Here is a 24,318-nt window from a genome sequence, read left to right as displayed (position 1 = left end):
GCTAGGGGCCTATTTGATAATATACATATCTATTAATATGTTACCTATATATAGATGATATATCTTAATAGATACTATATCTGTATATATAATTTATCATCTCTATAGAATCTATTGAAAATACAAGATGATAGTGATAAGATTAAGTGTATATCAATATAAATGGAGGTTATTGTTATGAGCAAGAATATCGATTGGGATAATCTCGGTTTTGGTTATGTAGAAACCGACTACCGTTATTTGACTACATATAAAGATGGTAAATGGGACGAAGGTAGTCTAATTACTGATGCTAACGTTGTCCTTAATGAATGTGCTGGTGTATTCCAATACGCTCAAACTGTTTTTGAAGGTTTGAAAGCATACTATACAAAAGATGGTCACATCGTATGCTTCCGTCCAGATTTGAATGCAGAACGTTTGAATCAATCCTGTGAACGCCTTGTAATGCCTACATTACCTGAAGGTCGTTTCCTCGAAGCTGTAAAAGAAGTTGTAAAAGCAAATAAAGACTTTGTTCCTCCATATGGTCATGGTGCAAGCCTTTATATTCGTCCTTACATGATGGGTACAAACTCCGTTATCGGTGTAAAACCTGCTGATGAATATCAATTCCGTGTGTTTACAACACCAGTAGGCCCTTACTTTAAAGGTGGTGCTAAACCAATCAAAATTCGTATTACTGATTTTGATCGTGCAGCTCCTCATGGTACTGGGCATATTAAAGCTGGCTTGAACTATGCTATGAGTTTGTATGCTATCACTGATGCTCATAACAAAGGCTATGCAGAAAATATGTATCTTGATGCGGCTACTCGTACACATGTAGAAGAAACTGGTGGTGCGAACTTCATCTTCATTACTAAAGATGGTAAATTAGTTACACCTAAATCTGATAGTATATTGCCATCTATTACACGTCGTTCTTTGATGTATGTAGCAGAACACTACCTTGGTATGACTGTAGAACATCGTCCTGTTCGTAAAGATGAATTAAAAGATTTTGCTGAAATTGGTCTTTGTGGTACAGCGGCTGTTATTTCTCCAGTAGGCCAAATCGATACTCCAGAAGGTACCATTAATGTACCTGCTGGCATGGATGATATGGGTCCTATCACTAAAAAATTATATGACACATTACTTGGCATTCAACATGGTGAAATCGAAGCTCCTGAAGGCTGGGTAGTTAAAATTTGCTAATCCTTTAGTAGATTATATAATTTAATATGTAAATAGAAACTAATATGTAAATAAAAACGGCATCTATCATTTGATAGATGCCATTTTTTGTATTTTATTATTTTAACAAAGTAAATAAGATATTAGCAATAAACTTATTAGTAAAATAGTAGACTATTAGTTAGATTTTGCTCTACTATGCACCTTAGTCATAAATTTTTCGTTGTTAATAACAAATCGTTCATGTGTGCCACGACCAATAATACCAACACCATCAGAGGCTTCAATATCGAATGTTATTTTACGACCTTCTACAGCACTTACAGTAGCTTTTGCTGTTACTGTTGCGCCTAAAGGCGTAGGGGCCTCATGAGTAATAGATAGGGAGATACCTACTGTGCCTTCACCATCCTCTAAATATGGCTGTACTGCAGCTTGTGCAGCTTCCTCCATAAGTGCACACATCGCTGGTGTAGCAAAGACCTCTAAAGAACCAGACTTCATTGTTTTTGCAATATTAGATTCAGTTACTATAACTGTTGCTGTAGCTGTTTGACCTGCTGATACCATATTATACCTTCTTTCACTAAGAATATTCTCATTATACTAGTATTATACATCTAAAATTAATTATTATGCTATTGAAATTATATATATTTTAACTGGTAATACCTTAGGAAATAGAATGTTTATGCTCTAAAAACAATAGTTTTAACCGGTAGAAATTAGATAAATAGAGTATTAAAATTGCTATTCAGATTAGAATTAAAGAAATGTAACTAGTTATAACTCTTCTATAGAATACGTGATATAATGAAGCTAGTCTTTTTAATACGAGGTATATATGAGTAAAAGAAATTTAAAACCTTCTGGTGAAGGTTGGGTACAGTTAATAGCAGGTATTGGTTTCATTGTTTTATTAATTGTCATAAATATAGTAGATCCTACGTTTTATCCGACTATGTGGCACTTGGCAACGAGTGGCTCTATGGAGGAGGTAGCGGAGTATATTCAAAGCTTTGGTCCTATGGCCATGGTGGTGAGTATGGTCCTCGATATTTTTGTTAATGCCGTAGGCTTTTTACCGTCAATTTTTATATCTACAGCTAATGGTCTAGTATTTGGTATGTGGCCTGGGATTATTATCTCTTGGCTTGCTGAGACGATTGGCGTAGTCATTAGCTTTTATATTATGCGTTACTTCTTACGTGATACAGCGGACAAGTTGATTGCTAAGAGTACAGTATTGATGAAAGTAGATGATTTTTCTGGTAAAAATGGCTTTGTGGTCATGTTATTTGCCAGATCTTTACCATATTTTCCATCTGGTGTTATCACAGCATTGGGTGCCATTAGTAAAATCAAACCGAGAGATTATATCTTAGCGAATTTAATCGGTAAATTCCCATCTACAGCTCTTGAAGTAGCTATCGGTACAGATATTGTAAACTTCCAAGAGAATATGGGGCGCTTAGGAATCATCGTAGTTGTTGCAGGGGTTGTATACTTTATTCTTTGGAAAGTATATAAGAACTACATCAATAAGAAAAATGCTGAACAAGAGCATGATCCTAATGCTTAACAATTTCTAATTAATTAAATGTTATTCAATTTAGTATATATGAAAGAGGCGATAGTATGAGCTTTTCTCTTCCTGAACGTGTAACCTTAAAAGGTCCTAATTTTATTCGTGAAGTATTTGAACGTGGTGTAGGCGTGGAAGGCTTTATTAGCTTTGGTATTGGTAATCCTGCGCCAGAAGCGATACCGGTAGAGGTCATCGAAAGGGCTTTTGATGAAGTTGTGCATTCTAATCCTATGAGCCTTTTACAATATGGTCCAATGCAAGGTGATGCACATTTAGCAGAACTTACGTTAGAACGTTTAGTACAAACTCATAAGATGAATTCGGAAGGACAAGGTCTCATTATTTCCAATGGTGCAGGTCAATTATTAGGTCTTGTACCAATTACAGTTTTAGAACCAGGCGATGAAGTGTATATGGATGAATTTACTTTCACCAGTGCTATTAACTCTGTGCGCAACATGGGCGGTAAAGCAATAGGTATTAAAACTGACGAGTACGGTATGATTCCGGGTGAGTTAGAAAAAGCGGCTCAATCTGGTAAAGGTAAATATATTTATCTAATTCCCAACTTCCAGAATCCAACAGGCATTACTATGCCTTTAGAGCGCCGTAAGGAGATTTATGCTATTGCATCTAAATATGATTTATTTATCTATGAAGATGATCCATATGGTGAAATTCGTTTCGCCGGAGAATATATTCCAACGTTCAAATCCTTCGACACAGAAGATCGTGTTCTGTATGCAGGTTCTTATTCTAAAACATTATCTGCAGGCTTGCGTGTAGGCTTCTTATTTGGCCCAACTAAAGTTATTGAAGCTATCCAAGCATTAAAAAATAATACGGCCGGTCAAATGCCATTAGTAACTCAAAAGGTGGTAGCGAAGGTTCTTGATACCATTGATTACGATGCTCATTTAGATAATGTACGAAAAGTATATAAAATGAAATGTGAAGCTTTACTTAACGCTTTTAAAAAGTATGCGAGTTCTAAAGTTCATTTGACACAACCTACAGGTGGTATGTTTGCATGGATGACGATGCCTGAGGATGTAGATTGTGATGTATTCTTTGAAACTTGTATGGACCGCAATGTTGGGATTATTAAATGTGGTGCCTTTGCAGCAGATGGAGCAGGAGCAGGTCATGCATTTCGTTTGAGCTATACGGTACCAACAGTAGAGGAAATTACAAAGGGGATGGAAATTCTCGGCGGGTTAACTAAAGAATTTTGTGGTGAGTAATATATTGATAATTTTTGATATAACGTGATACAATGTAGGCGTAGATACATTGTGTTTACCATATAAAAAAGTTTTTAATATAGATGTGAGGTATAGCCTCAAAGAAAGTAGGTGTTTACTATGGGTTGCGGTAGCAGCAGTGATTGTGGCGGATGCCCATCTCAATCTTCTGGTTGCGGTGGTGGCGCGTCTCAACAACCTCAAGATCTTACAGCTCAATTACACGAGCTTAGTTCTGTTAAACATGTAATTGGTGTAGTATCTGGCAAAGGTGGCGTAGGTAAATCCTCCGTTACCAGCTTGATGGCCATTACAATGGCGCGTAAAGGTTACAAAGTAGGTATCCTCGATGCGGATATTACAGGTCCTTCTATTCCTAAGATGTTTGGCATTAAGGAAAAGGCATATGCTGACGAAATCGGTATGTATCCTGTAAAATCTAAAGGTGGTATTGACGTTATGTCTGTTAACCTCCTTTTGGAAAACGATACAGATCCTGTTTTATGGCGTGGTCCTATTTTAGGTAATGTAGTAAAACAATTTTATACAGATGTTATTTGGAAAGACATCGATTATTTATTTGTTGATATGCCACCGGGAACAGGTGACGTAGCGATTACTGTATATCAATCCTTGAAATTGGACGGTATTATTATCGTTACATCTCCTCAAGACTTGGTATCCATGATTGTTGAAAAAGCAGTTAAAATGGCTGATTTAATGCAAGTGCCTATTATTGGTGTGGTGGAAAACTACTCTTACTTCCATTGCCCAGATAACGGTAAGGATTATCAAATTTTTGGTGAAAGCCACATCGAAGAAATCCTTCAAAAATACGGTCTATTATTGTTGAACCGTTTACCAATTGACCCAACTATTGCAAACCTTTGCGATAAAGGTGATATTGAGTCTATCGAAAAAACAAATTTAGAGGACGTATCTCTACCTGAATAGGATTCATATGATGATGAAAGCTGTGTATTTATAAATGCACAGCTTTTTATCACATCTTTTTATGGTGAATTATGTTATATTTATGGTAGGAAGATAGAATTATATCTTTAATTCTCTTACTACAGATATGCTGAACATAGTTAGTATAGATTTTTATTTTTCTTAACATGATACTATAGGGTGTATTGGCATATATTGGTTTAATTTTAATGTTTTCCTATGTAGGACGTATGTGTATGAAAAAACTATTGAACTGGATCATTCCAGCAGCCTTTGGTTTAGGTCTGTGGTTTGTTCCAACTCCAGAGGGATTAACTCCTCAGTCATGGCATTTATTTGCAATCTTTGTAGCTACTATCGTAGGCTTCATTACTCAGCCGTTACCGATTGGTGGCGTATCTATCGTTGTTATTACTGTTGCTGCATTGACAGGCACATTAAAGATTAGTGAAGGTATTTCAGGTTTTGCTAACTCTGCAATCTGGCTAATTGTAGGTGCTTTCTTATTCTCTCGTGGCTTTATTAAAACTGGTTTGGGGAAACGTATTGCTTATAATTTGATTTCTGCTTTTGGTAGTAGCTCCTTGCGTTTGGCCTATGCATTGGCTTTGTCTGATTTGATTTTAGCTCCCGCAACACCATCTAACACAGCTCGTGTAGGCGGTGTAATCATGCCAATTACAACTAGCTTAGCAAAAGCTTTCGGTTCTGAACCACAAGATGGACCTCGTAAAATTGGTTCTTTCTTGATGCAATCAATTTACCAAGTAAATACGATTACATCTGCGATGTTCCAAACATCCATGGCTGGTAATACATTGGTTGCAGCATTAGCGCTTCAATCTTTTGGTATTGGTATTACATGGGGCGACTGGGCTATGGCAGCTATCGTACCTGGTATTATTGCATTGATTATTATGCCGTATTTCATTTATAAAGTATATCCACCGGAAATCAAAGATGCTCGTGAAGCTCAACAAATGATTCGTGAAGAGTTAAAAGGTCTTGGCAAGATTTCTTTCCAAGAATGGGTAATGCTTGGCGTATTTATTTTAGCATTAGTATTGTGGGCTACGTCTCAATTTACAAAACTTGATGCTACAACTGTTGCATTCTTAGGTATTTCTATTTTACTTGCTACAGGCGTTCTAATTTGGGACGATGTTAAGAGTGAAAAGGGTGCTTGGGATACATTGGTTTGGATGGGTACATTGATGGGCTTTGCCGGATTCCTTTCCAAATTGGGCTTTATCAAATGGGCTACAGTTCAAGTGGGTGGTTATATTCCAGAAGGCTCTTGGGTAATTGCCTTTGTTGTAGCTGTTCTTGTTAATACATATGCTCACTATGTATTTGCATCCTTAACAGCGCATATTTCTGCGATGTTCGTAGCATTCTCTGCAATCGCTATTTCTGCAGGTGCCCCACCTATGTTGACATTGTTGATGATTGCATTCACATCTAACTTGTGTATGTCTTTGACTCACTATGCAGCAGGTCCATCTCCAGTAATCTTTAATACTGGTTATGTTCCTCAAAATATATGGTGGAAACTTGGTTTCTTCACATCTATAATCAACTTAATTATCTTCATGGGTCTTGGCTCTGTATGGATGAAGTTGATTGGTATGTGGTAAAATTTAGTACTGACAATTTTATAGGATTGTAATGGCATGTACTTTAAACCTATTAGACTTAGTGTACTATGCATTTACATCGTATATAAAAAGCCGTCCCGATAGGGGCGGCTTTTTGTGATAAAATATGAGTAGTTAATAGATAATTAATGTAAATATTGTAAAATAATATACATAATAAATTATTCAAGCTAATTGTACAAATTTTATATGATTTGTGCATAGGAGGGACCTATGAAGTTTGATAATGAACAATTATTAAAGTATATTGGCGCTTGTACATCTCCGTATCACACAGTAGATACAAGTTTACAAATGCTATTGGACTCAGGATTTACAGAGCTCAGTTTAGAAGATGAGTGGCAGTTAGACTCTGGTTCTTATGTAGTTAACGTGTTCGGCACCACCTTATTTGCCTTTCATATAGGGAAGAAACCAGAACATACATTACGTATTGCGTCGGCTCATACAGATTTTCCTGCTATTCGTGTTAAACCAAACCCTATAACCTCTATGAAAGGATACACAAAGTTAAATGTAGAAATGTATGGCGGTCTTATAGAAAATACATGGCTTGATCGTCCATTAGGTGCAGCAGGTACGGTTGTGTTAAAAGGAAAAAATGCCTTTGACGTAGATTCTGTTCTAGTCGATACAAAACGGCCTATCGCTATTGTTCCAAACCTAGCTATTCATATGAATCGCTCTGTTAATGATGGGGTTAAACTAAATCGTCAAAAAGAAATGCTTCCTATATTGATGATGGAACGTAATAATGAAGATAATCCTACAAAACCTTTAAATAATAGAAATAATCCAAGTTTATTTTCAGAATCAGATACTCAATACGATGAGTGGACAAAGTTTTTAGCTGATGAAGTAGATTGCGATCCTTCCGAAATATTATCTTATGAAATGACGTTATATCCTACGGAACAAGGCTGTGTACTCGGTACGGAAGGTGATTTCATTAGCTCACCTCGTTTAGATAATTTAACATCTTGCTTTAGTGTATTATCTGGTATTATTCAAGCCAAAAAAATGAATGTTAATGGTGTTCGCTGTGCTATACTCTTTGATAACGAAGAGGTGGGCAGTCGTACGAAACAAGGTGGGGCTGGCATGATATTACCAAATCTCGTTAAACGCGTGTATGACGCATTAGGATATTCTAATCAAGAGATGGACAGCTTTATCTCTAAAGGCTTTATGATTTCCTCCGATGTAGCACACGGATTACACCCAAACTATCCAGAGAAAAATGACATTACGAATATTCCTGTACTTAATAAAGGGCTATCCCTTAAGATTGCATGTAGCCAATCTTACGCTGGGGATGCTAAGGCCATTGCTATCGTTAAAGGCCTTTGTGAAGAAGCGGATGCACAGTATCAGATTTATGTAAATCGTTCGGATATTCCAGGTGGATCTACAGTAGGTTCCATTTCATCAGCTATGTTACCAATGCGTACTATTGATGTAGGCTTGCCTCTTTTAGCAATGCATTCAGCTAGAGAATTGATGGGGGCAGCTGATCAAGAGCAATTAAATCGATTAATGAATCATTTTCTAGGTGGTAAGTAATATAAAATGGAATTTATTCGATGTGCATTATTGAAAGACATATGATTTTTTGTAATGAACAGTAAAAAATATATTTTATACTTTCATAATTGGTATAATCCTTTAAATATAATGAAAATATTGTATAATAAGTATATATTATTATGAATATAAAACCTCATCATAAATTTTGATGAGGCTTTCCTCAATATTGATTTATCTATAAGTATAGGAAATATTCATATATTAATAAAAATGAAAGCTGATAGTTCACATTTGTGGAAGCTAGTAGGAGGCAATACATGAGAAAAATTAAATCCGTATTGGTTGCCAACCGTGGAGAAATTGCGATCCGCGTGTTCCGTGCATGTAATGAAATGGGAATTAAAACTGTAGCCATTTACTCTAAAGAGGATACATTATCCTTGCACCGTAACCAAGCCGATGAAGCCTATCTCGTAGGGGAAGGTAAAAAACCAGTTGACGCATATCTTGATATTGAAGATATCATCCGTATTGCAAAAGAACATGACATCGATGCTATCCATCCAGGTTATGGCTTCTTATCTGAAAATGAAGGCTTTGCTCGTCGTTGTGAAGAAGAAGGAATTATCTTTATTGGGCCTAAAATCAAGCATTTGAATATGTTTGGTGATAAAGTAAATGCTCGTGAGCAAGCTAAATTAGCAAAAATTCCGATGATCCCAGGTTCTGATGGGGCTTTAAAAGATTATGCTCAACTAGAAGAATTTGCTGATACACATGGTTTTCCATTGATGATTAAAGCCGTTAATGGCGGCGGCGGTCGTGGTATGCGTGAAGTTCATCATAAAGAAGATCTTCGAGATGCATATGATCGTGCTAAATCTGAAGCGAAAGCTGCGTTTGGCGATGATGATGTATATGTAGAAAAACTTATCGTAGAGCCTAAACATATTGAAGTTCAAATCTTAGGTGATGAACATGGCAATGTAGTTCATTTGCATGAACGTGATTGCTCTGTTCAACGTCGTCACCAAAAAGTAGTTGAAATGGCGCCAGCCTTTGCGTTATCATTAGAAACTCGTAAAGCTGTATGTGATGCTGCCGTTAAAATCATGAAAAATGTTGGCTACGTGAATGCAGGTACTGTAGAATTTTTGGTAACTGCTGATGGTAGCTTCTACTTTATCGAAGTTAATCCACGTATTCAAGTAGAGCATACTGTAACAGAAATGATTACAGATATTGACATTGTTCATGCTCAAATTAGAATCGCTGAAGGCTTTAGTTTACATAGCCCTGAAGTAGGTATTCCTGAGCAGGATAAAATTCCTTGTAAAGGCACTGCTATCCAATGTCGTATTACCACAGAAGATCCTAAAAACAACTTTATGCCTGATACCGGTAAAATCTTAGCGTACCGTAGCTCTGGTGGTTTTGGTATCCGTCTTGATTCTGGTAATGCTTTTACAGGTGCCGTTGTAACACCTTACTATGACTCCTTGCTTGTGAAAGCGACAGCATTTGGTCCTAACAACGAAGAAACTATTCGTAAAATGCTTCGTTGCTTAAAAGAGTTCCGTATTCGCGGTGTAAAAACAAATATTCACTTCTTGATTAATGTATTGGAACATCCTGAATTCCAAAGTGGTTCTTACAATGTAAACTTCATTGAAGAACATCCTGAATTATTCGAATTGAAACCAGATCGTGACCGTGGTACTAAATTATTACGTTACATTGCTGATGTTACAATTAATGGCTATTCTGGTGCAGGGGCTCAAGAGGTTCCTGACTTTGAACCGATTCAAATGCCATCTACTTTGGATGTAAGTCCAGCATCTGGTACAAAACAAAAATTTGATGAACTTGGACCAGATAAATTCAGTAAATGGTTATCGGAACAAAAACAAGTATTCTTCACTGATACCACTTGGCGTGATGCCCATCAATCCTTGTTTGCTACACGTCTTCGTACAATCGATATGGCTCGCGTAGCTGGTCATGCTGCAAAAGGTGTACCTAACTTATTCTCCTTAGAATGTTGGGGGGGTGCTACTTTTGACGTATCATACCGATTCTTACATGAAGATCCGTGGGAGCGTTTGCGCATGTTCCGTCGTGAAGTGCCAAATACATTGCTTCAAATGCTTCTTCGTGGTGCAAATGCCGTAGGTTACACATCGTATCCAGACAACGTAGTTCGTCAATTCATTCAACGGGCTGCTGCTAATGGTATTGATGTATTCCGCGTATTTGATAGCTTGAATAGTCTTGATAATATGCATGTTGCTATCGATGAAGTGCGTGCACAAAATAAAATAGCTGAAGTTGCATTGTGCTATACTGGCGATATCCTTGATGGTGCTCGTACAAAATACAACTTGGTCTATTATGTAAATATGGCAAAAGAGCTTGAAAAAGCTGGTGCCAATATTATTGCCATTAAAGATATGGCCGGCCTTTTAAAACCACAAGCTTCTTATAACTTGGTATCTGCCTTGAAAGATGCTGTCTCTGTTCCAATTCACTTGCATACTCATGAAGGCTCCGGTAACTCTATCTATACATATGGCCGCGCTGTAGATGCTGGTGTTGATGTAATCGACTTAGCATACTCAGCATTTGCTAATGGTACTTCTCAACCTAGCATGAATTCCATGTACTATGCATTGTCTGGTCATGAACGTCAACCAGAAATGAACATTGATTACATGGAAGAAATGTCTCATTATTTTGGTAGTATCAGACCATATTACAAAGGTGTAGATAAAGCAGAAGCATATCCTAATACTGAAGTATATCAACATGAAATGCCAGGTGGACAATACTCTAACTTGCAACAACAAGCTAAAATGGTAGGGCTTGGTGATCGTTGGACAGATATTAAGAAAATGTACCACCAAGTAAACATGATGTTTGGTGATATCATTAAAGTTACACCATCCTCTAAAGTGGTAGGGGATATGACATTGTACATGGTACAAAACAACTTAACTGAAAAAGATATCTACGAAAAAGGCGATGTATTGGATTTCCCTCAATCCGTAGTTGAATTCTTTGAAGGACGTCTTGGTACTCCATATCAAGGCTTCCCTGAAAAATTACAAAAAATCATCTTGAAAGGTGCTCGCCCAATCACAGTTCGCCCTGGTGCTGTATTACCTCCAACAGATTTTGAACATATTCGTCATGAATTAAGCGAAATGGGAGCCCAAACAACTGATGAAGATATTAGTGCATATTGCTTGTATCCTAAGGTTTACCAAGATTACAATAAATTTGTAAAAGACTTTGGTGATGTATCTGTATTAGATACTCCAACATTCTTCTTTGGTATGAAACGGGGCGAAGAAATTCAAGTAACCATTGAAAAAGGTAAAACACTGATTATCAAGATGAATGGTTTCTCTGAACCTGATGAAGATGGTAATCGCATCGTATTGTTCGAGTTTAATGGTCAACCTCGTAGCATTAAGGTTCATGATAAACATGCTAAGACAACTGGTGTTGTTCGTCGCAAAGCGGATGAATCTAACCCTGGTGAAATTGGTGCTACATTGTCTGGTTCCGTTGTTAAGATCCTTATTAAGAATGGTCAATCTGTAACTAAAGGTGAACCATTGATCGTTACAGAAGCAATGAAAATGGAAACAACAATTACAGCTCCTATCGACGGTATCGTAGAAGAAATCCTTGTACGTGAAGGTAGCCGTATCGAATCTGGTGACTGCTTGCTTCGTATTGAAGATGCTTTAAAACGATAAGCTAACAATCATTTAAAATTAAAAATATTATTTCTCAAATATTTCATAAAATGAAAAATTGAAGTATAATGGAAGAATCCCTAGGAAATCCTAGGGATTCTTTGTATTTTCAAGGGTTTCATGGTACTATATAATATAGAGAAAATGGGCGTATTATGCGTTATTTTAGAATGATTAGTAGAAAAGGAGTAGTAACAGATGAGATGTCCTTATTGCCAACACACAGACACGAAGGTAACAGACTCTAGAACGACTGATGAAGGTAATAGTATTCGCCGTCGCCGTGAATGTATCAATTGTGGCCGTCGCTTTACTACCTATGAAATTATAGAAGAAGTACCACTTATGGTATTGAAGAAAAATGGACGACGTGAATTATTTGACCGCGGTAAGCTACTGAATGGGTTATTGCGCTCTTGTGATAAGCGTACAGTTCCTATGTCTGTGATGGAGCAAGTAGTTAATGATGTAGAGCGTGATATTCGGAATGAAATTAACCAAGAGGTTACAACTGATCGCATTGGTGAGCTCGTGTTACAACAACTGAAAGACATAGATCAAGTTGCATATGTTCGTTTTGCTAGTGTATATCGTAAGTTTGATAATATTGATAGCTTTATGGAAGAGTTAAAAGCTCTGAAGAAGTTAGACGCTAAAAAGCCGAAACGCAAACCTGTCGTAGAAGAATAATTGATTCTGTATTACTGATTGGTTATACATGGTTTTGAAATTAGCAATGTGTGAGGCTTTATGATAGATTTACATTGCGATACGATGATGCAACTGCTAGATCATCCTGATAGTGGTGATTTATATCGTAATACTTGGAAAATAGATATAGAAAAATTACAAAAGGCTCATAGCAAGATACAAGACTTTGCGCTCTTTATTAATATTGGTGAAACGAATGACCCTTATGGTCGCTATGAAGAGATGCGTAATTTGTGTGTATCACAAATTCATCACTATGGAGAGCACATACAACATGTGCTCTCTTATCAAGATATAGAGTCTGTATACAAGTCTGGTAAGATTGGGGCGCTCATGTCTATTGAAGAAGGTGGCGTGCTAGGTGGCGATTTGAATAAACTTAACCAAGCTTACCAAGATGGAGTTAGACTTATAACACTAACGTGGAATTATCCGAATGGTCTTGGCGAGCCACATTGTGGTGAGCAACATAAAAAATTAACATCTAAAGGTGTTGAATTTGTTGAGGCTATGCAAGATTTAGGGATGATCGTTGACTGCTCACATCTCAATGATGCTGGTACAGAGCAACTAGGAGATATTCTAGATGTTCCTTTTATAGCATCCCATTCAAATGCACGGAAAGTTAGGGCTCATACGCGAAATTTGCCGGATAATCTTATTAGACTTATCGCTAATAAGGGCGGTATTATAGGACTTAATTTTGCACAGAATTTTCTCGGCACATCGCCAGTTAGTCGCATTGAAGATATTGTAAAGCACGGTCTATATCTCATCGACAAGGGCGGTGAAGAGGTAGTGGCATTGGGAACTGATTTTGATGGGATTCCACCAGATACAGAGATTGCAGATATGTCTCAAATAAGTCGTCTTTATGATGCATTTAGAGAGGCAGGCTTATCTGTGGAGCAGTGTGAAAAGTTGTTCTGGAAAAATGCAGATAGACTACTAAAGGAGATTTTATAATGACTGATTTAAATCCAATCATTGCTGAGCGTTTTACTGAGCATCTCGAAGTGTTTGGTAAGACGATGGAACATATGGATACCATTCAAGAAATCGGATATCGCTGTAAGACAGCTATCGATAATGGTAATAAAATTTTATTCTGTGGTAATGGTGGTTCTGCTGCGGACTCTCAACATTTAGCGGCAGAATTAATCGGTCGTTTCAAAAAAGAACGCCGTTCTTTTGCGGCTGTTGCATTAACGACAGATACATCTGCTTTAACAGCTATTGCCAATGATTATGATTTTGATGCTGTTTTTGCTCGTCAAGTGGAGGGCTTAGGCCGTACAGGTGATGTTCTTATCGGTATTTCCACCTCTGGGAATTCCAAGAATGTTGTGAAAGCGGCTGAAATGGCTCGCTCTATTGGGATGCATACCATTGCTTTCACCGGTGAAGGTGGTGGCAAATTAGCTGAACTATGTGATATTACATTGGCGATTCCTAGCCATGTGACGGCGCGCATTCAAGAAATGCATATCTTAGCTGGCCACATTATGTGTGAAATCATTGAAGAAGATTACTAACCACTAGGTTATTAGATATAGGTACATGCTATTTCAAACAAAGGTTTATTATAAATAAGAAGACATGTATATTTGGGTAAGGAATAGGTGGATTATGATAAATACTACCATTAATCAATTTTTAACAAAACAACTACCAAACTTAAAGATTGCCGTTGTAGGTGATGTAATGGTAGATCGTTATGTTTTTGGTGATGTAAGTCGTATTTCTCCAGAAGCACCGGTTCCTGTAAACCGCGTGTCCAAGATGAAAGAGGTCCTTGGTGGAGCTGGTAATGTTGCATCTAATTTGTCTAATTTAGACTGTAAGGTGTATCTTGGTGCATTAGCCGGTAATGATGACCATGGCCGTTTATTACAACATTTACTTGATACTGATAAGATCGATACAACTGGTTTAATCACTAGTGATGACCGCTCTACTATTACTAAGATGCGCATCTTAGGTGATCGTCAACAGATGATGCGTCTTGATTTTGAAACGATTACAGATCTAACGTACCAAGAAGAGCAACAACTATCTAGTTGGCTTGAAAATCTATGTAAAGTTGGTATTGATGGTATTGTCGTATCCGATTATGGTAAAGGCGTTTGTACACCTACCTTATTGAAGACAATCTTTAGTTTGGCTAAGGAATATGGTGTGCAAACAATCGTAGATCCTAAGGGTGCTAATTGGTCTAAATACAATGGTGCTACATGTATTACACCGAATGTGAAAGAACTTGGTGAATGTGTAGGCCGTAAATTAGAAAATGATGATGCTACCATCGTAGAGGCTGCTAAGTCTGTACTCACTACTGTAGATTTAGATTATATTGTAGCTACGCGCTCTGCAAAAGGGATTACGGTTATTGCAAAGGATGGCCGTACATGGCATAACCCTGCTACTCAACAAGAGGTATTCGATGTGAGTGGTGCAGGAGATACCGTTGTATCCATGATGATGACCTGTCTTGCAAGTGGTTTATCGATGCGTTTAGCCTTGCATATTGCCAATGGTGCAGCGGGTATCGTAGTATCTAAGGTTGGTACGTATCCAATACATCGTTCTGAGCTATTAGACTTATGGCATTCCTATAAACATAGTATTCAATCTAAACCATTATATACAAAGGAAGAAATGAAAGAACTCGTTTCACAATGGCAAAGCAAAGGTGAAACAGTAGTGTTCACAAATGGTTGTTTTGACATTCTTCATCGTGGACATATCACGTATTTACAAGAGGCTGCACAACTGGGGGATCATTTAATCATTGGATTAAATTCTGATTTATCTGTTCAACGCTTAAAAGGGAAAACACGGCCCATCGTAAGTGAAGAGGATAGAGCGGCCTTGTTGAGTGCGCTGCGATGCATCGATGGGGTTGTGTTATTTGAAGAAAATACGCCGGCTGAATTACTAGCATACTTACGTCCCAATACTCTTGTTAAGGGCGGAGATTACAAAATAGAAGATATTATCGGACGGGAGTCCGTTGACAATGTAGAGGTTCTTTCGTTTAAAGAAGGTTACTCTACATCAGATATTGTAGGGAAAATAGCCACTATGGCTAAGGAGGGCAAATTATGATTATCGTAACAGGTGGTGCTGGTTTTATTGGCAGTAATATTGTGAAAGCACTGAATGATCGTGGTCGTACAGATATTCTCATCGTTGATGATCTTACAGATGGTCGTAAGATTCGCAATATTCAAAACCTAGAATTTCTAGATTACATCGATTGTGATGATTTTGATTGTGCTATTGCTGATGGTACATTTGATGTGGGCCCAATTGAAGTCCTATTCCATGAAGGCGCTTGTGCAGACACAATGGAATATAATGGCAAATACATGATGAAGAACAACTATGAAGGTTCTAAAAATCTATTCCATTATTGCCAAGACCGCCGTATCCCATTTATCTATGCATCCTCTGCATCTACATATGGTAATGGTACAAATGGTTTCGTAGAAAAGCCTGAAGCTGAAGAAGCACTTAATCCATATGCGTATTCTAAGCTGTTATTCGACCGTTATGTACGCAAATATGAAGATGAATATACTGCACAAGTGGTTGGTTTACGTTACTTTAACGTATATGGTCCTAATGAAGCTCATAAAGATAAAATGGCTTCTTTAGTACGCCAAATGTTTTACAAAAATAAAGAAACAGGTATCATTAACCTATTTGAAGGTACGGATGGCTACGAAGATGGTGGGCAAACCCGTGACTTTATCTATGTAAAAGACGTAGTTAATGTAAACTTCTATTTCTGGGAGCATCCTGAAATCTCTGGTACTTTCAACTGTGGTACAGGTAATGCTCATAGCTTTAACCAATTCATGCAAGCTGTTATCGACTACAATGGTCAAGGCAAAATTGAATATGTGCCATTCCCAGAGGTGTTAAAAGGCAAATACCAAAGCTTTACAGAGGCTGATACTACTAAATTGTTAGCTGCTGGCTATGATAAAGGGTTCCATAAAATGGAAGATGCCGTTAAAGAATATTGTGAACTATTAGATAATAACGAAGGATATTTACGTTAATGCGCAAGGTATTATTTTTAGATCGCGATGGTGTTATTAACAAGGATGTTAGTTATCTATATAAAATAAGCGATTTAGAGTGGGTAGATGGTGCAAAAGAGGCCCTTGCTTATGCTCATAGTAAGGGCTATGATCTCATTGTAGTGACAAATCAGAGTGGTGTAGCTCGTGGTTATTATAAAGAATCTGATGTTCAAATTTTACATGACTATATGGCTCATGAACTAGACCGCGGTGGTGCACCGATTTTACATTTCTATTACTGCCCTCATCATAAAGAAGGATCTGTTCCATTATACGCGGTAGAGTGTGAATGTAGAAAACCTAAACCTGGCATGATTAATCAAGCCATTAAGGATTATAATGTAAATCCTGCAGAGAGTTTCCTTATAGGCGACAGTCAGCGTGATGTTGATGCAGCTGAGGCTGCTGGCATTAAGGGGTACCTATTTAAAGGCTCTAATCTATTGGATTTCATTAAAACAATAATTTAATCATTTATTCCATTTAGTTTATTTCGGAAGAATATATTTGGGTTTGTTGTGTTGTATTTGGGGAGGCTTTATGAAAGATTACAAGAATATACTCATCATTAAGATGAGTTCCTTAGGTGATGTAATTCACGCATTGCCTACCTTGTATGCTGTGCGTAAGAATTGGCCTAATGCACGTATTACATGGGCTATTCATGAGCAATTCGCTAGCCTCTTACATGGTACACCTTGGGTCGATGATGTGATTATTATCGATAAAAAACGACTCAAAAAGCCTGCTTATTTATATCAATTGCGTAAAGATTTGCATAGTCGTCATTTTGATATGACCTTGGACCTTCAATGTATTGCTAAAAGCGCCATTGTATCTTTATTATCTGGTTCACCTGAAAAGTATGGCTACTGGGAGCTTCGGGAAGGAAGTAATCTAGTTAATAAAGCCTTAGTAGGTGAGCATAAATACGACCATGTTATCGAACGGTATCTTGATACTGTACGTGCACTTGGTGGCGAGGTAGAGGAGATTGAATTTCCTATGCCAGCCTACGTTGAGGCTGAGAAATCCATAAAACAAAAGTTGAAATGCCATGGTGTAGATGATGAATATATTGTAGTTGTACCAGGGGCACGATGGATTGTTAAGGAGTGGCCACTTCTTAATTTTGGAGAATTTTGTATTCGTTTATGTGAATCTGGTAAGAAGGTTGTTATTGCCGGTGCCCCTGATGACGCAGAGAAGGGTATTTTTATTGAGAACTACGTAAAGAATGATAATCTCATTAATTTAGTGGGATCTACAACAATGCCTGAACTCATTGAGTTGATTCGTCATTGTCAAATTTTTATTAGTGCCGATACGGGACCATTGCATATTGCAAATGCCTTGAAGCGTCCTTTGATTGCCATGTTTGGCACAACATCTCCTAAGCGTACAGGTCCTTATGGTGGCAGTCATGTACATCTCATTATTTCACCTACATCTAAGGCTACTCCTGAGCAACCACTAGTAGATGATCCAGACTGTATGGCACAAATTCCTGTAGACGCAGTATGGTCAGTGTATGAACAAGTACTTGGAAAGGAACTATAATGGAACTAGATTATAAGCGCATTGTGGTAACCTTTTTAATGCATTTAGGAGATGTTATATTAACGACTCCATTTTTAGAAGTGCTTCGCAAAGCGGCTCCTCATAGTCATATTACGTATGTAATAGATGAAAAATTACAACAAGTCATGGAATATAATCCAAATATTGATGAACTTATCGTTGTAGATAAAAAAGGTCGCCATAATAGCATTTCAGGTCTTAATGAAGTTGCTCGTGAAATCAATGCTAAGGGAAAACCTGACATTGTCATTAATTTACATCCTAATGAGCGTACTTCATATTTAGCATGGAAAATTCATGCACCTATCACAACTGGTATGAGCCACTTTCTATTTAGACCATTCATGACAAAGTATACGCGGTTAGATCGTAAAACTCGTCATGCTGCGGACATGTACATTAATGTTCTAGAGCAATTAGGTGTAACAGATACTTCTAACTCTGGTTTACATATTGAAACCTGTGAAGAATGGCGTCGTCAGGCTCAAGAGTTTTACGGTACACATGGATTAACTGATACTGATATACTCATTGGTTTTAATATCGGTAGCGCCGTTCCTGAGAAACGCTGGCCTGCTGAACGTTTTGCTCATGTAGCAGATTACTTTGGGCGTTTAGGTTATAAGACGATTTTCTTTGGGGGACCTATGGACCTTGAAATGGTGCAGCCCGTAGTGGAACAAATGGAAAGAAAGCCTATTGTGGCTACAGGAAAATTTCAGTTAGGGCCTTTGGCAGCTGCTATGGGCCGTTGTAATCTGTTGATTACTAATGACTCTGGACCGATGCATGTAGGAATCAGTCAAGGTGTGCCAATTGTGGCACTGTATGGTCCATCAAATCCATTCTTTTATGGACCTTATCAAGCTCATGCTATCGTTTTAGAAACGATGGATTCTTATGAGATTGGTAAAAGCATGAAAAAAATTATTAAAGAAGGAAATTATAAAGGTTTATCTGTAATTTCTGAAGAACAGGTTATTAAAGCAGCGGAAACATTGCTTTTAGAATCGAAATAAACATATGAACTATATTGTATTTGATTTAGAATGGAATCAACCCTATAGCAATGACATTAGCTTTATGAAGCGCACAAAAATGCCGTTGACAGGGGAAATCATTCAAATCGGAGCGGTAAAACTGAATGAAAAGATGGACATTATAGATCATTTTACGATGTTCATCAAACCTCAATATCTGCCACGGATGCATAAACATGTGCGTGAGTTGACAGGGATAACTACCCATGAGCTCAATCATGGTGTGCCATTCAAGACGGCTATGCAGTACTTTCAAAAATGGTGTGGTGATGAATATATGCTGCTTTCTTGGGGATCAGACGATATTCTCATCCTACGAGAGAACCTTATGCTCCATAAGATGAAAGCATTATCTTATGATCAATGGGTTGACGCGCAAATGATTTATTCTTATCAACGATATGGAACAAATCAGCAGTATTCTGTGGCACATGCTATGGAGGATCTCAATATATCGACGGAGCACTTATCTGCTCACAATGCTTTGCACGATGCTGTCTTTACGGCTCATATATGTCAGACTCTAGATATTGCACAAGGAATTTTACATTATGATCTAATTCGCAAGGAAAGTAACAATCCTTTCCTATATCCTCCTATTTTGACATTTTTTATGTATGAAAATTTCTCTGAGAAAAAACGTATTGTTCATGATAGAAGAGTACGTATGTCCTTCTGTCCGTACTGTGAAACACGTTTAGAAATGACAAGACCTGAACGATTACAAGGGGATAAGCACCTAGCCATCGGAGTATGTCCTAAACATGGCGATTTTGCGGTGCAACTTAAAGTTGGAAAGTATACGATTAAGTCCGGCAATAGTAACTTTTACGTTACTAAGGTATTAACTCATTGTACAGACGAAATTCGTTCTCTATACACTCAGAAGTCTGAAATCAATCGCGAAAAAGAGCGAAAATATTTAGAGTATCGTAAGGCGGAACATGAAAAAATCCACCAAAAATAGTTATGTAAATTCAAGTTCATTTTCTGATTTGTAGTATATATTTGAATATGAACTTTTAGAAAGGATAGATTATGGAACGTAAATATGCATGGCATAATTATGATGATGCCACTATGAAAAAAGTATATGCTTTGAGTGATACATATCGTCAATTTTTAGATAATGGTAAAACAGAACGTGAATGTGTTGTGCAAGCTGTAGAATTTGCAGAAGCAAAGGGCTACGTAAATCTAAATGATATTATTAAAAGCAATACGTCAATCAAAGCTGGTGATAAGATTTATTACACACATATGGATAAATCTATTGCTTTATTTAATATTGGTATTGATGATATTGAATTGGGTATGAATATTTTAGGTGCTCATATTGATTCTCCACGCATCGATGTAAAGCAAAATCCACAATATGAGGATAGTAATTTAGTATTTTGGGATACTCATTACTATGGAGGTATTAAAAAATATCATTGGGTAGCTATGCCTCTTGCCATTCATGGCGTTGTGGTAAAAACAGATGGTACCCGTATTAATATTAATATTGGTGATAAAGAAACGGATCCTGTGTTTTGCATTACTGACCTGTTACCTCACTTGGGGCAAGAACAAATGCAAAAGAATGCAGCTAAAGTAATTGAAGGGGAAGCTCTTGATTTACTCATCGGTAGCCGTCCAGTTAAAGATGAAGAAAAAGAAGGGGGTACTAAATTTATTAATAGCCTTCTTGAAAAAGAGTATGGATTTATTGAACGTGACTTATTGTCTGCAGAATTAGAAATTGTACCAGCTGGTAAAGCACGTGATATGGGTTTTGATCGTTCCATGATAATGGCGTATGGTCAAGATGACCGCGTGTGTGCCTACACATCCTTGGTAGCAATGCTTGAAGTGGATTCTGTAAAGCGTACTACTTGTTGCTTACTTGTAGATAAAGAGGAAATTGGTTCTGTAGGTGCTACAGGTATGCAATCACGCTTCTTTGAAAATGCTGTGGCTGAAATTTTAACACTTATGGGCAAACCTAATTCTGTAAGTGTACGTCGTACATTGGAGAAATCTCGTATGTTGTCCTCCGATGTAAGTGCAGGCTATGATCCGCTTTATGCATCGGCGTATGAAAAGAAAAATGCTTCTTACCTTGGTATGGGTGTAGTATTTAATAAATTTACAGGCTCTCGTGGTAAAGCTGGTTCTAACGATGCGAATGCTGAGTATATGGGCTTTATTCGTCGTGTCATGGAATCTAACAATGTAACTTATCAAACTGCTGAACTTGGTAAGGTTGATTTGGGTGGTGGTGGCACCATCGCGTACATCATGGCTCTTTATGGTATGAATGTCATCGACTGTGGTGTAGCCGTACTTAGCATGCATGCTCCTTGGGAGGTTACATCTAAGGCTGATATTTACGAGGCTAAACAATGTTATGTGGCGTTCTTAAATGCAACTGATGAATCAATCTAAGATAATGGGGGCTTTCACCAATGGTGAAAGTCCATTCTATGTGAGGTATATATGAAGCAAACAGAATTAGGCGCAGCTATAGAGTCTGCCAAAGGAGAGGCTACAGAGGTCAAGACTGTAAAGGTAGATATCTTTGACATTCCTGAAACGAAGGTTGAAGAATATATTGCTAATCGTGAAGAGGTAGCAGAAGCAGCAGCACAGGTTATGAGACCATACTGTGTTACTGTAAAACGTGAAACCTTAGATCCTGAAGAAGGGGAAGCAGTGGTTGGTTACTATGTAACGGGTGAAATTCTAATGTGCGTCATCTTGGACCCATTTGAAGTGCCTGTTATGAAAGTAGCTCTCGATAAAGGGACTCTTAAGGGCTATATTTTAGCAGCTAATGATTTAACAGAAGACATGTTAGCGTCTCTTGAAAAGTAAAAGGATTTCATATCTTAATGTGTTCTATAAATGGACAAATGTAAAATACTTTAATCTGCTACATTGATGTAGTAGATAAATTTGTTTATAATAAAAGTATTATAATCTTTGCAGATAGGAAGGAAATCCCCATGAACTTGAAAAAAGGTATTGCTTTGGCGCTCACAGCGACAGCATTGTTGGCGTTTACAGGTTGTGGCTCAAATGGAACTACATCGAATGGTGAATACAAAGTTGGTGTTGTACAACTGGTAGAGCATCCTGCATTAGATGCGGCAAATAAAGGTTTTGTTGATGCGCTAAAAGAAAAAGGTTTGGCAGAAAAGATTACTTTTGATCAACAAAATGCGCAAGCAGATCAATCTAATTTGAATAGCATTGCACAGCGTTTCGTATCCGATCGGAAAAACTTGATTTTAGCAATTGCTACGCCAGCGGCTCAATCCATGGCGAATGCAACTCATGATATTCCAATTTTAGGTACAGCTATTACTGATTACGAGGCAGCTAAACTTGTTAAATCCAATCAAAAACCTGGTGGTAATGTGTCTGGTACATCCGACATGAATCCAGTAGAGCAACAAGTAGATTTAATTTTACAAGTAATGCCAAATGCTAAAACAATCGGCACTATTTATAGCTCTAGCGAAGTAAATTCTCAAATTCAAGTGGAGAAGATGAAAGCTTATGCAGCTACAAAAGGCATTAAAGTTGAAGAAGTTACAGTTTCCAATGTAAACGATATTCAACAAGCGGCACAAAATCTCGTATCTCAACGTGTGGATGCAGTTTATGTGCCAACAGATAATGTGGTAGCTTCAGCGATGAGCAATCTTGTAGCTATTACCGATCCAGCAAAAATTCCTGTGTTTGGCGGTGAAGATAACCACGTAAAAGGTGGGGCAGTTATGTCCTTGTCTGTAGATTACTACAAACTCGGTTACCAAACCGGCTTAATGGCAGCTAAAATTCTAACTGGTGAAGCTAAAGTTGAAGATATGCCTATCGAAATGCAGAAAGAATTTAAATTAGTTGTGGGAAAAGATAAATTAGAAAAATTGGGCATCACCTTACCAGAGGATTTGATGAACAAGGCGACTATGATTTAATACATATCTGGTAAGGAGTTATACATGAACTGGAAAAAAAGTATTGCAGTGGCACTTAGTGCCATTGCTGTTATGGCAATGGTAGCAGGTTGTGGTTCCAATACCGCAACTAATGACCAAAAGAAAATTGGTGTTATTCAATTAGTAGAACATCCATCTCTTGATGCTGCTAATAAAGGCTTCGTAGATGGTTTAGCAGCTAAAGGATATAAGGATGGTCAAAACATTAGAATTGACCAACAAAATGCACAGGCCGATCAATCCAATCTCAATAGTATTGCACAACGTTTCGTATCTGATAAAAAAGATTTAGTATTAGCTATTGCAACGCCTGCGGCTCAGACGATGGCAAATGCTTCTCATGACATGCCAATCATGGGTACAGCTATTACAGACTACGTGACAGCTAAACTCGTTCAATCTAACGAACACCCTGGTGGTAATGTATCTGGTACATCCGATATGACACCTGTTGAAAAAGAGGTTGATCTTATCATAGCATTAGTACCGAATGTAAAGCGCATTGGTGCCATTTATACATCCTCTGAAATCAACTCCCAATTGCAAGTTGAAAAAATGAAAGCCTATGCTGCTACAAAAGGTATTACTGTTGTAGAGGCGACTGTTTCCAATGTAAATGATATTCAACAAGCGGCTACAAATCTTGTAAATCAAGATGTGCAAGCTATTTATACACCAACAGATAATGTATTGGCATCCGCTATGGCTAACTTGGCACAAATCACAGATGCTGCTAAAATCCCAGTATTTGCTGCCGATGAAGGTATGACAATGACTGGTGGTGTAGCAACATATTCTGTTGATTACTATCAATTGGGTTATCAAACAGGTTTAATGGCTGCTAAAGTTCTTGCAGGAGAAGCAAAAATTGCAGACTTAGCTATTGAGACACAAAAAGAGATTAAGTTAACTGTTAACGAAGAACGTGCTAAAAAATTAGGCATTACGATTCCTGAAGCTCTTCGTAAAGATATGAAACAATAGAGGAG

21 protein-coding genes are annotated in these 24,318 nt (G+C 37.6%); 20 read left to right on the top strand and 1 reads right to left on the bottom strand.

What is annotated here, in order from left to right:
• Positions 1-177: 177 nt before the first annotated feature.
• Complete coding sequence (locus tag E7L28_RS04595) at positions 178-1,200, top strand: branched-chain amino acid aminotransferase (protein ID WP_316711467.1); 1,023 nt, start codon at positions 178-180, stop codon at positions 1,198-1,200.
• A gap of 156 nt (positions 1,201-1,356) precedes the next feature.
• Here E7L28_RS04595 and E7L28_RS04590 read toward each other — a convergent pair whose 3' ends face one another.
• Positions 1,357-1,749, bottom strand: a complete 393-nt coding sequence (locus E7L28_RS04590) for a thioesterase family protein (RefSeq protein WP_278471420.1) — start codon at positions 1,747-1,749, stop codon at positions 1,357-1,359.
• Between the two features lie 274 nt (positions 1,750-2,023).
• On the opposite strand from E7L28_RS04590, the gene E7L28_RS04585 reads away from it, so the two are divergent.
• The 19 genes from E7L28_RS04585 to E7L28_RS04495 all read left to right on the top strand — a co-directional run bounded on the left by E7L28_RS04585 (position 2,024) and on the right by E7L28_RS04495 (position 24,313).
• Positions 2,024-2,761: a TVP38/TMEM64 family protein gene (locus E7L28_RS04585; protein WP_060918806.1), complete on the top strand. Its 738-nt coding sequence runs from the start codon at positions 2,024-2,026 to the stop codon at positions 2,759-2,761.
• Between the two features lie 56 nt (positions 2,762-2,817).
• Positions 2,818-4,011, top strand: a complete 1,194-nt coding sequence (locus E7L28_RS04580; RefSeq protein WP_008600722.1) for an aminotransferase-like domain-containing protein — start codon at positions 2,818-2,820, stop codon at positions 4,009-4,011.
• A gap of 120 nt (positions 4,012-4,131) precedes the next feature.
• Positions 4,132-4,965 carry an Mrp/NBP35 family ATP-binding protein gene (locus E7L28_RS04575; protein ID WP_004697392.1) on the top strand — a complete coding sequence of 278 codons (834 nt, stop codon included), beginning with the start codon at positions 4,132-4,134 and terminating at the stop codon, positions 4,963-4,965.
• A 236-nt stretch (positions 4,966-5,201) separates the two neighbouring features.
• The gene (locus E7L28_RS04570) at positions 5,202-6,602 is read left to right on the top strand and encodes an anion permease (protein WP_316711466.1); all 1,401 of its coding nucleotides are present in this window, start codon (positions 5,202-5,204) and stop codon (positions 6,600-6,602) included.
• 234 nt (positions 6,603-6,836) lie between these two features.
• Positions 6,837-8,186, top strand: coding sequence for a M18 family aminopeptidase (locus tag E7L28_RS04565; RefSeq protein WP_008600727.1), 1,350 nt, complete (start codon positions 6,837-6,839; stop codon positions 8,184-8,186).
• Positions 8,187-8,467: 281 nt separating this feature from the next.
• A complete protein-coding gene (locus E7L28_RS04560; RefSeq protein ID WP_195395141.1) occupies positions 8,468-11,914 on the top strand; it encodes a pyruvate carboxylase in 3,447 nt (1,148 codons plus the stop codon).
• 198 nt (positions 11,915-12,112) lie between these two features.
• Entirely contained in the window at positions 12,113-12,604 is a 492-nt protein-coding gene (gene nrdR, locus E7L28_RS04555; RefSeq protein WP_004692976.1) for a transcriptional regulator NrdR, read from the top strand.
• A gap of 60 nt (positions 12,605-12,664) precedes the next feature.
• Positions 12,665-13,591 carry a dipeptidase gene (locus tag E7L28_RS04550; RefSeq protein ID WP_316711465.1) on the top strand — a complete coding sequence of 309 codons (927 nt, stop codon included), beginning with the start codon at positions 12,665-12,667 and terminating at the stop codon, positions 13,589-13,591.
• On the top strand, positions 13,591-14,160 hold the full coding sequence (gmhA, locus tag E7L28_RS04545) for a D-sedoheptulose 7-phosphate isomerase (protein ID WP_316711464.1): 570 nt from the start codon (positions 13,591-13,593) through the stop codon (positions 14,158-14,160). Before E7L28_RS04550 ends, gmhA begins: the two co-directional genes overlap by 1 nt.
• A 94-nt stretch (positions 14,161-14,254) precedes the next feature.
• Positions 14,255-15,733, top strand: a complete 1,479-nt coding sequence (gene rfaE1 / locus E7L28_RS04540) for a D-glycero-beta-D-manno-heptose-7-phosphate kinase (RefSeq protein WP_316711463.1) — start codon at positions 14,255-14,257, stop codon at positions 15,731-15,733.
• On the top strand, positions 15,730-16,695 hold the full coding sequence (gene rfaD, locus E7L28_RS04535; RefSeq protein WP_316711462.1) for an ADP-glyceromanno-heptose 6-epimerase: 966 nt from the start codon (positions 15,730-15,732) through the stop codon (positions 16,693-16,695). Before rfaE1 ends, rfaD begins: the two co-directional genes overlap by 4 nt.
• Positions 16,695-17,189, top strand: a complete 495-nt coding sequence (locus tag E7L28_RS04530; RefSeq protein WP_021148043.1) for a D-glycero-alpha-D-manno-heptose-1,7-bisphosphate 7-phosphatase — start codon at positions 16,695-16,697, stop codon at positions 17,187-17,189. The genes rfaD and E7L28_RS04530 overlap by 1 nt, the downstream gene beginning before the upstream one ends.
• Positions 17,190-17,259: 70 nt before the next feature.
• Positions 17,260-18,279 (top strand): glycosyltransferase family 9 protein, encoded by a 1,020-nt coding sequence (locus E7L28_RS04525; protein ID WP_316711460.1) that lies wholly within the window; start codon positions 17,260-17,262, stop codon positions 18,277-18,279.
• A complete protein-coding gene (locus E7L28_RS04520) occupies positions 18,279-19,319 on the top strand; it encodes a glycosyltransferase family 9 protein (protein ID WP_316711459.1) in 1,041 nt (346 codons plus the stop codon). The genes E7L28_RS04525 and E7L28_RS04520 overlap by 1 nt, the downstream gene beginning before the upstream one ends.
• A 4-nt stretch (positions 19,320-19,323) precedes the next feature.
• A complete protein-coding gene (locus tag E7L28_RS04515; protein WP_316711458.1) occupies positions 19,324-20,307 on the top strand; it encodes a 3'-5' exonuclease in 984 nt (327 codons plus the stop codon).
• A 71-nt stretch (positions 20,308-20,378) separates the two neighbouring features.
• The gene (locus E7L28_RS04510; RefSeq protein WP_316711457.1) at positions 20,379-21,770 is read left to right on the top strand and encodes an aminopeptidase; all 1,392 of its coding nucleotides are present in this window, start codon (positions 20,379-20,381) and stop codon (positions 21,768-21,770) included.
• Positions 21,771-21,821: 51 nt separating this feature from the next.
• Positions 21,822-22,199 (top strand): hypothetical protein, encoded by a 378-nt coding sequence (locus E7L28_RS04505; RefSeq protein WP_316101697.1) that lies wholly within the window; start codon positions 21,822-21,824, stop codon positions 22,197-22,199.
• 131 nt (positions 22,200-22,330) lie between these two features.
• Positions 22,331-23,308 carry an ABC transporter substrate-binding protein gene (locus E7L28_RS04500; RefSeq protein ID WP_004692987.1) on the top strand — a complete coding sequence of 326 codons (978 nt, stop codon included), beginning with the start codon at positions 22,331-22,333 and terminating at the stop codon, positions 23,306-23,308.
• A 24-nt stretch (positions 23,309-23,332) separates the two neighbouring features.
• A complete protein-coding gene (locus E7L28_RS04495) occupies positions 23,333-24,313 on the top strand; it encodes an ABC transporter substrate-binding protein (protein WP_021148050.1) in 981 nt (326 codons plus the stop codon).
• The last annotated feature ends 5 nt before the right edge of the window (positions 24,314-24,318 follow it).

It is taken from the genome of Veillonella parvula (assembly GCF_032575955.1).
GTDB classification, from domain to species: domain Bacteria; phylum Bacillota; class Negativicutes; order Veillonellales; family Veillonellaceae; genus Veillonella; species Veillonella parvula_J.
Note: the sequence above shows the minus strand (reverse complement) of the source record. Positions and strands in the feature narration are given on the sequence as shown.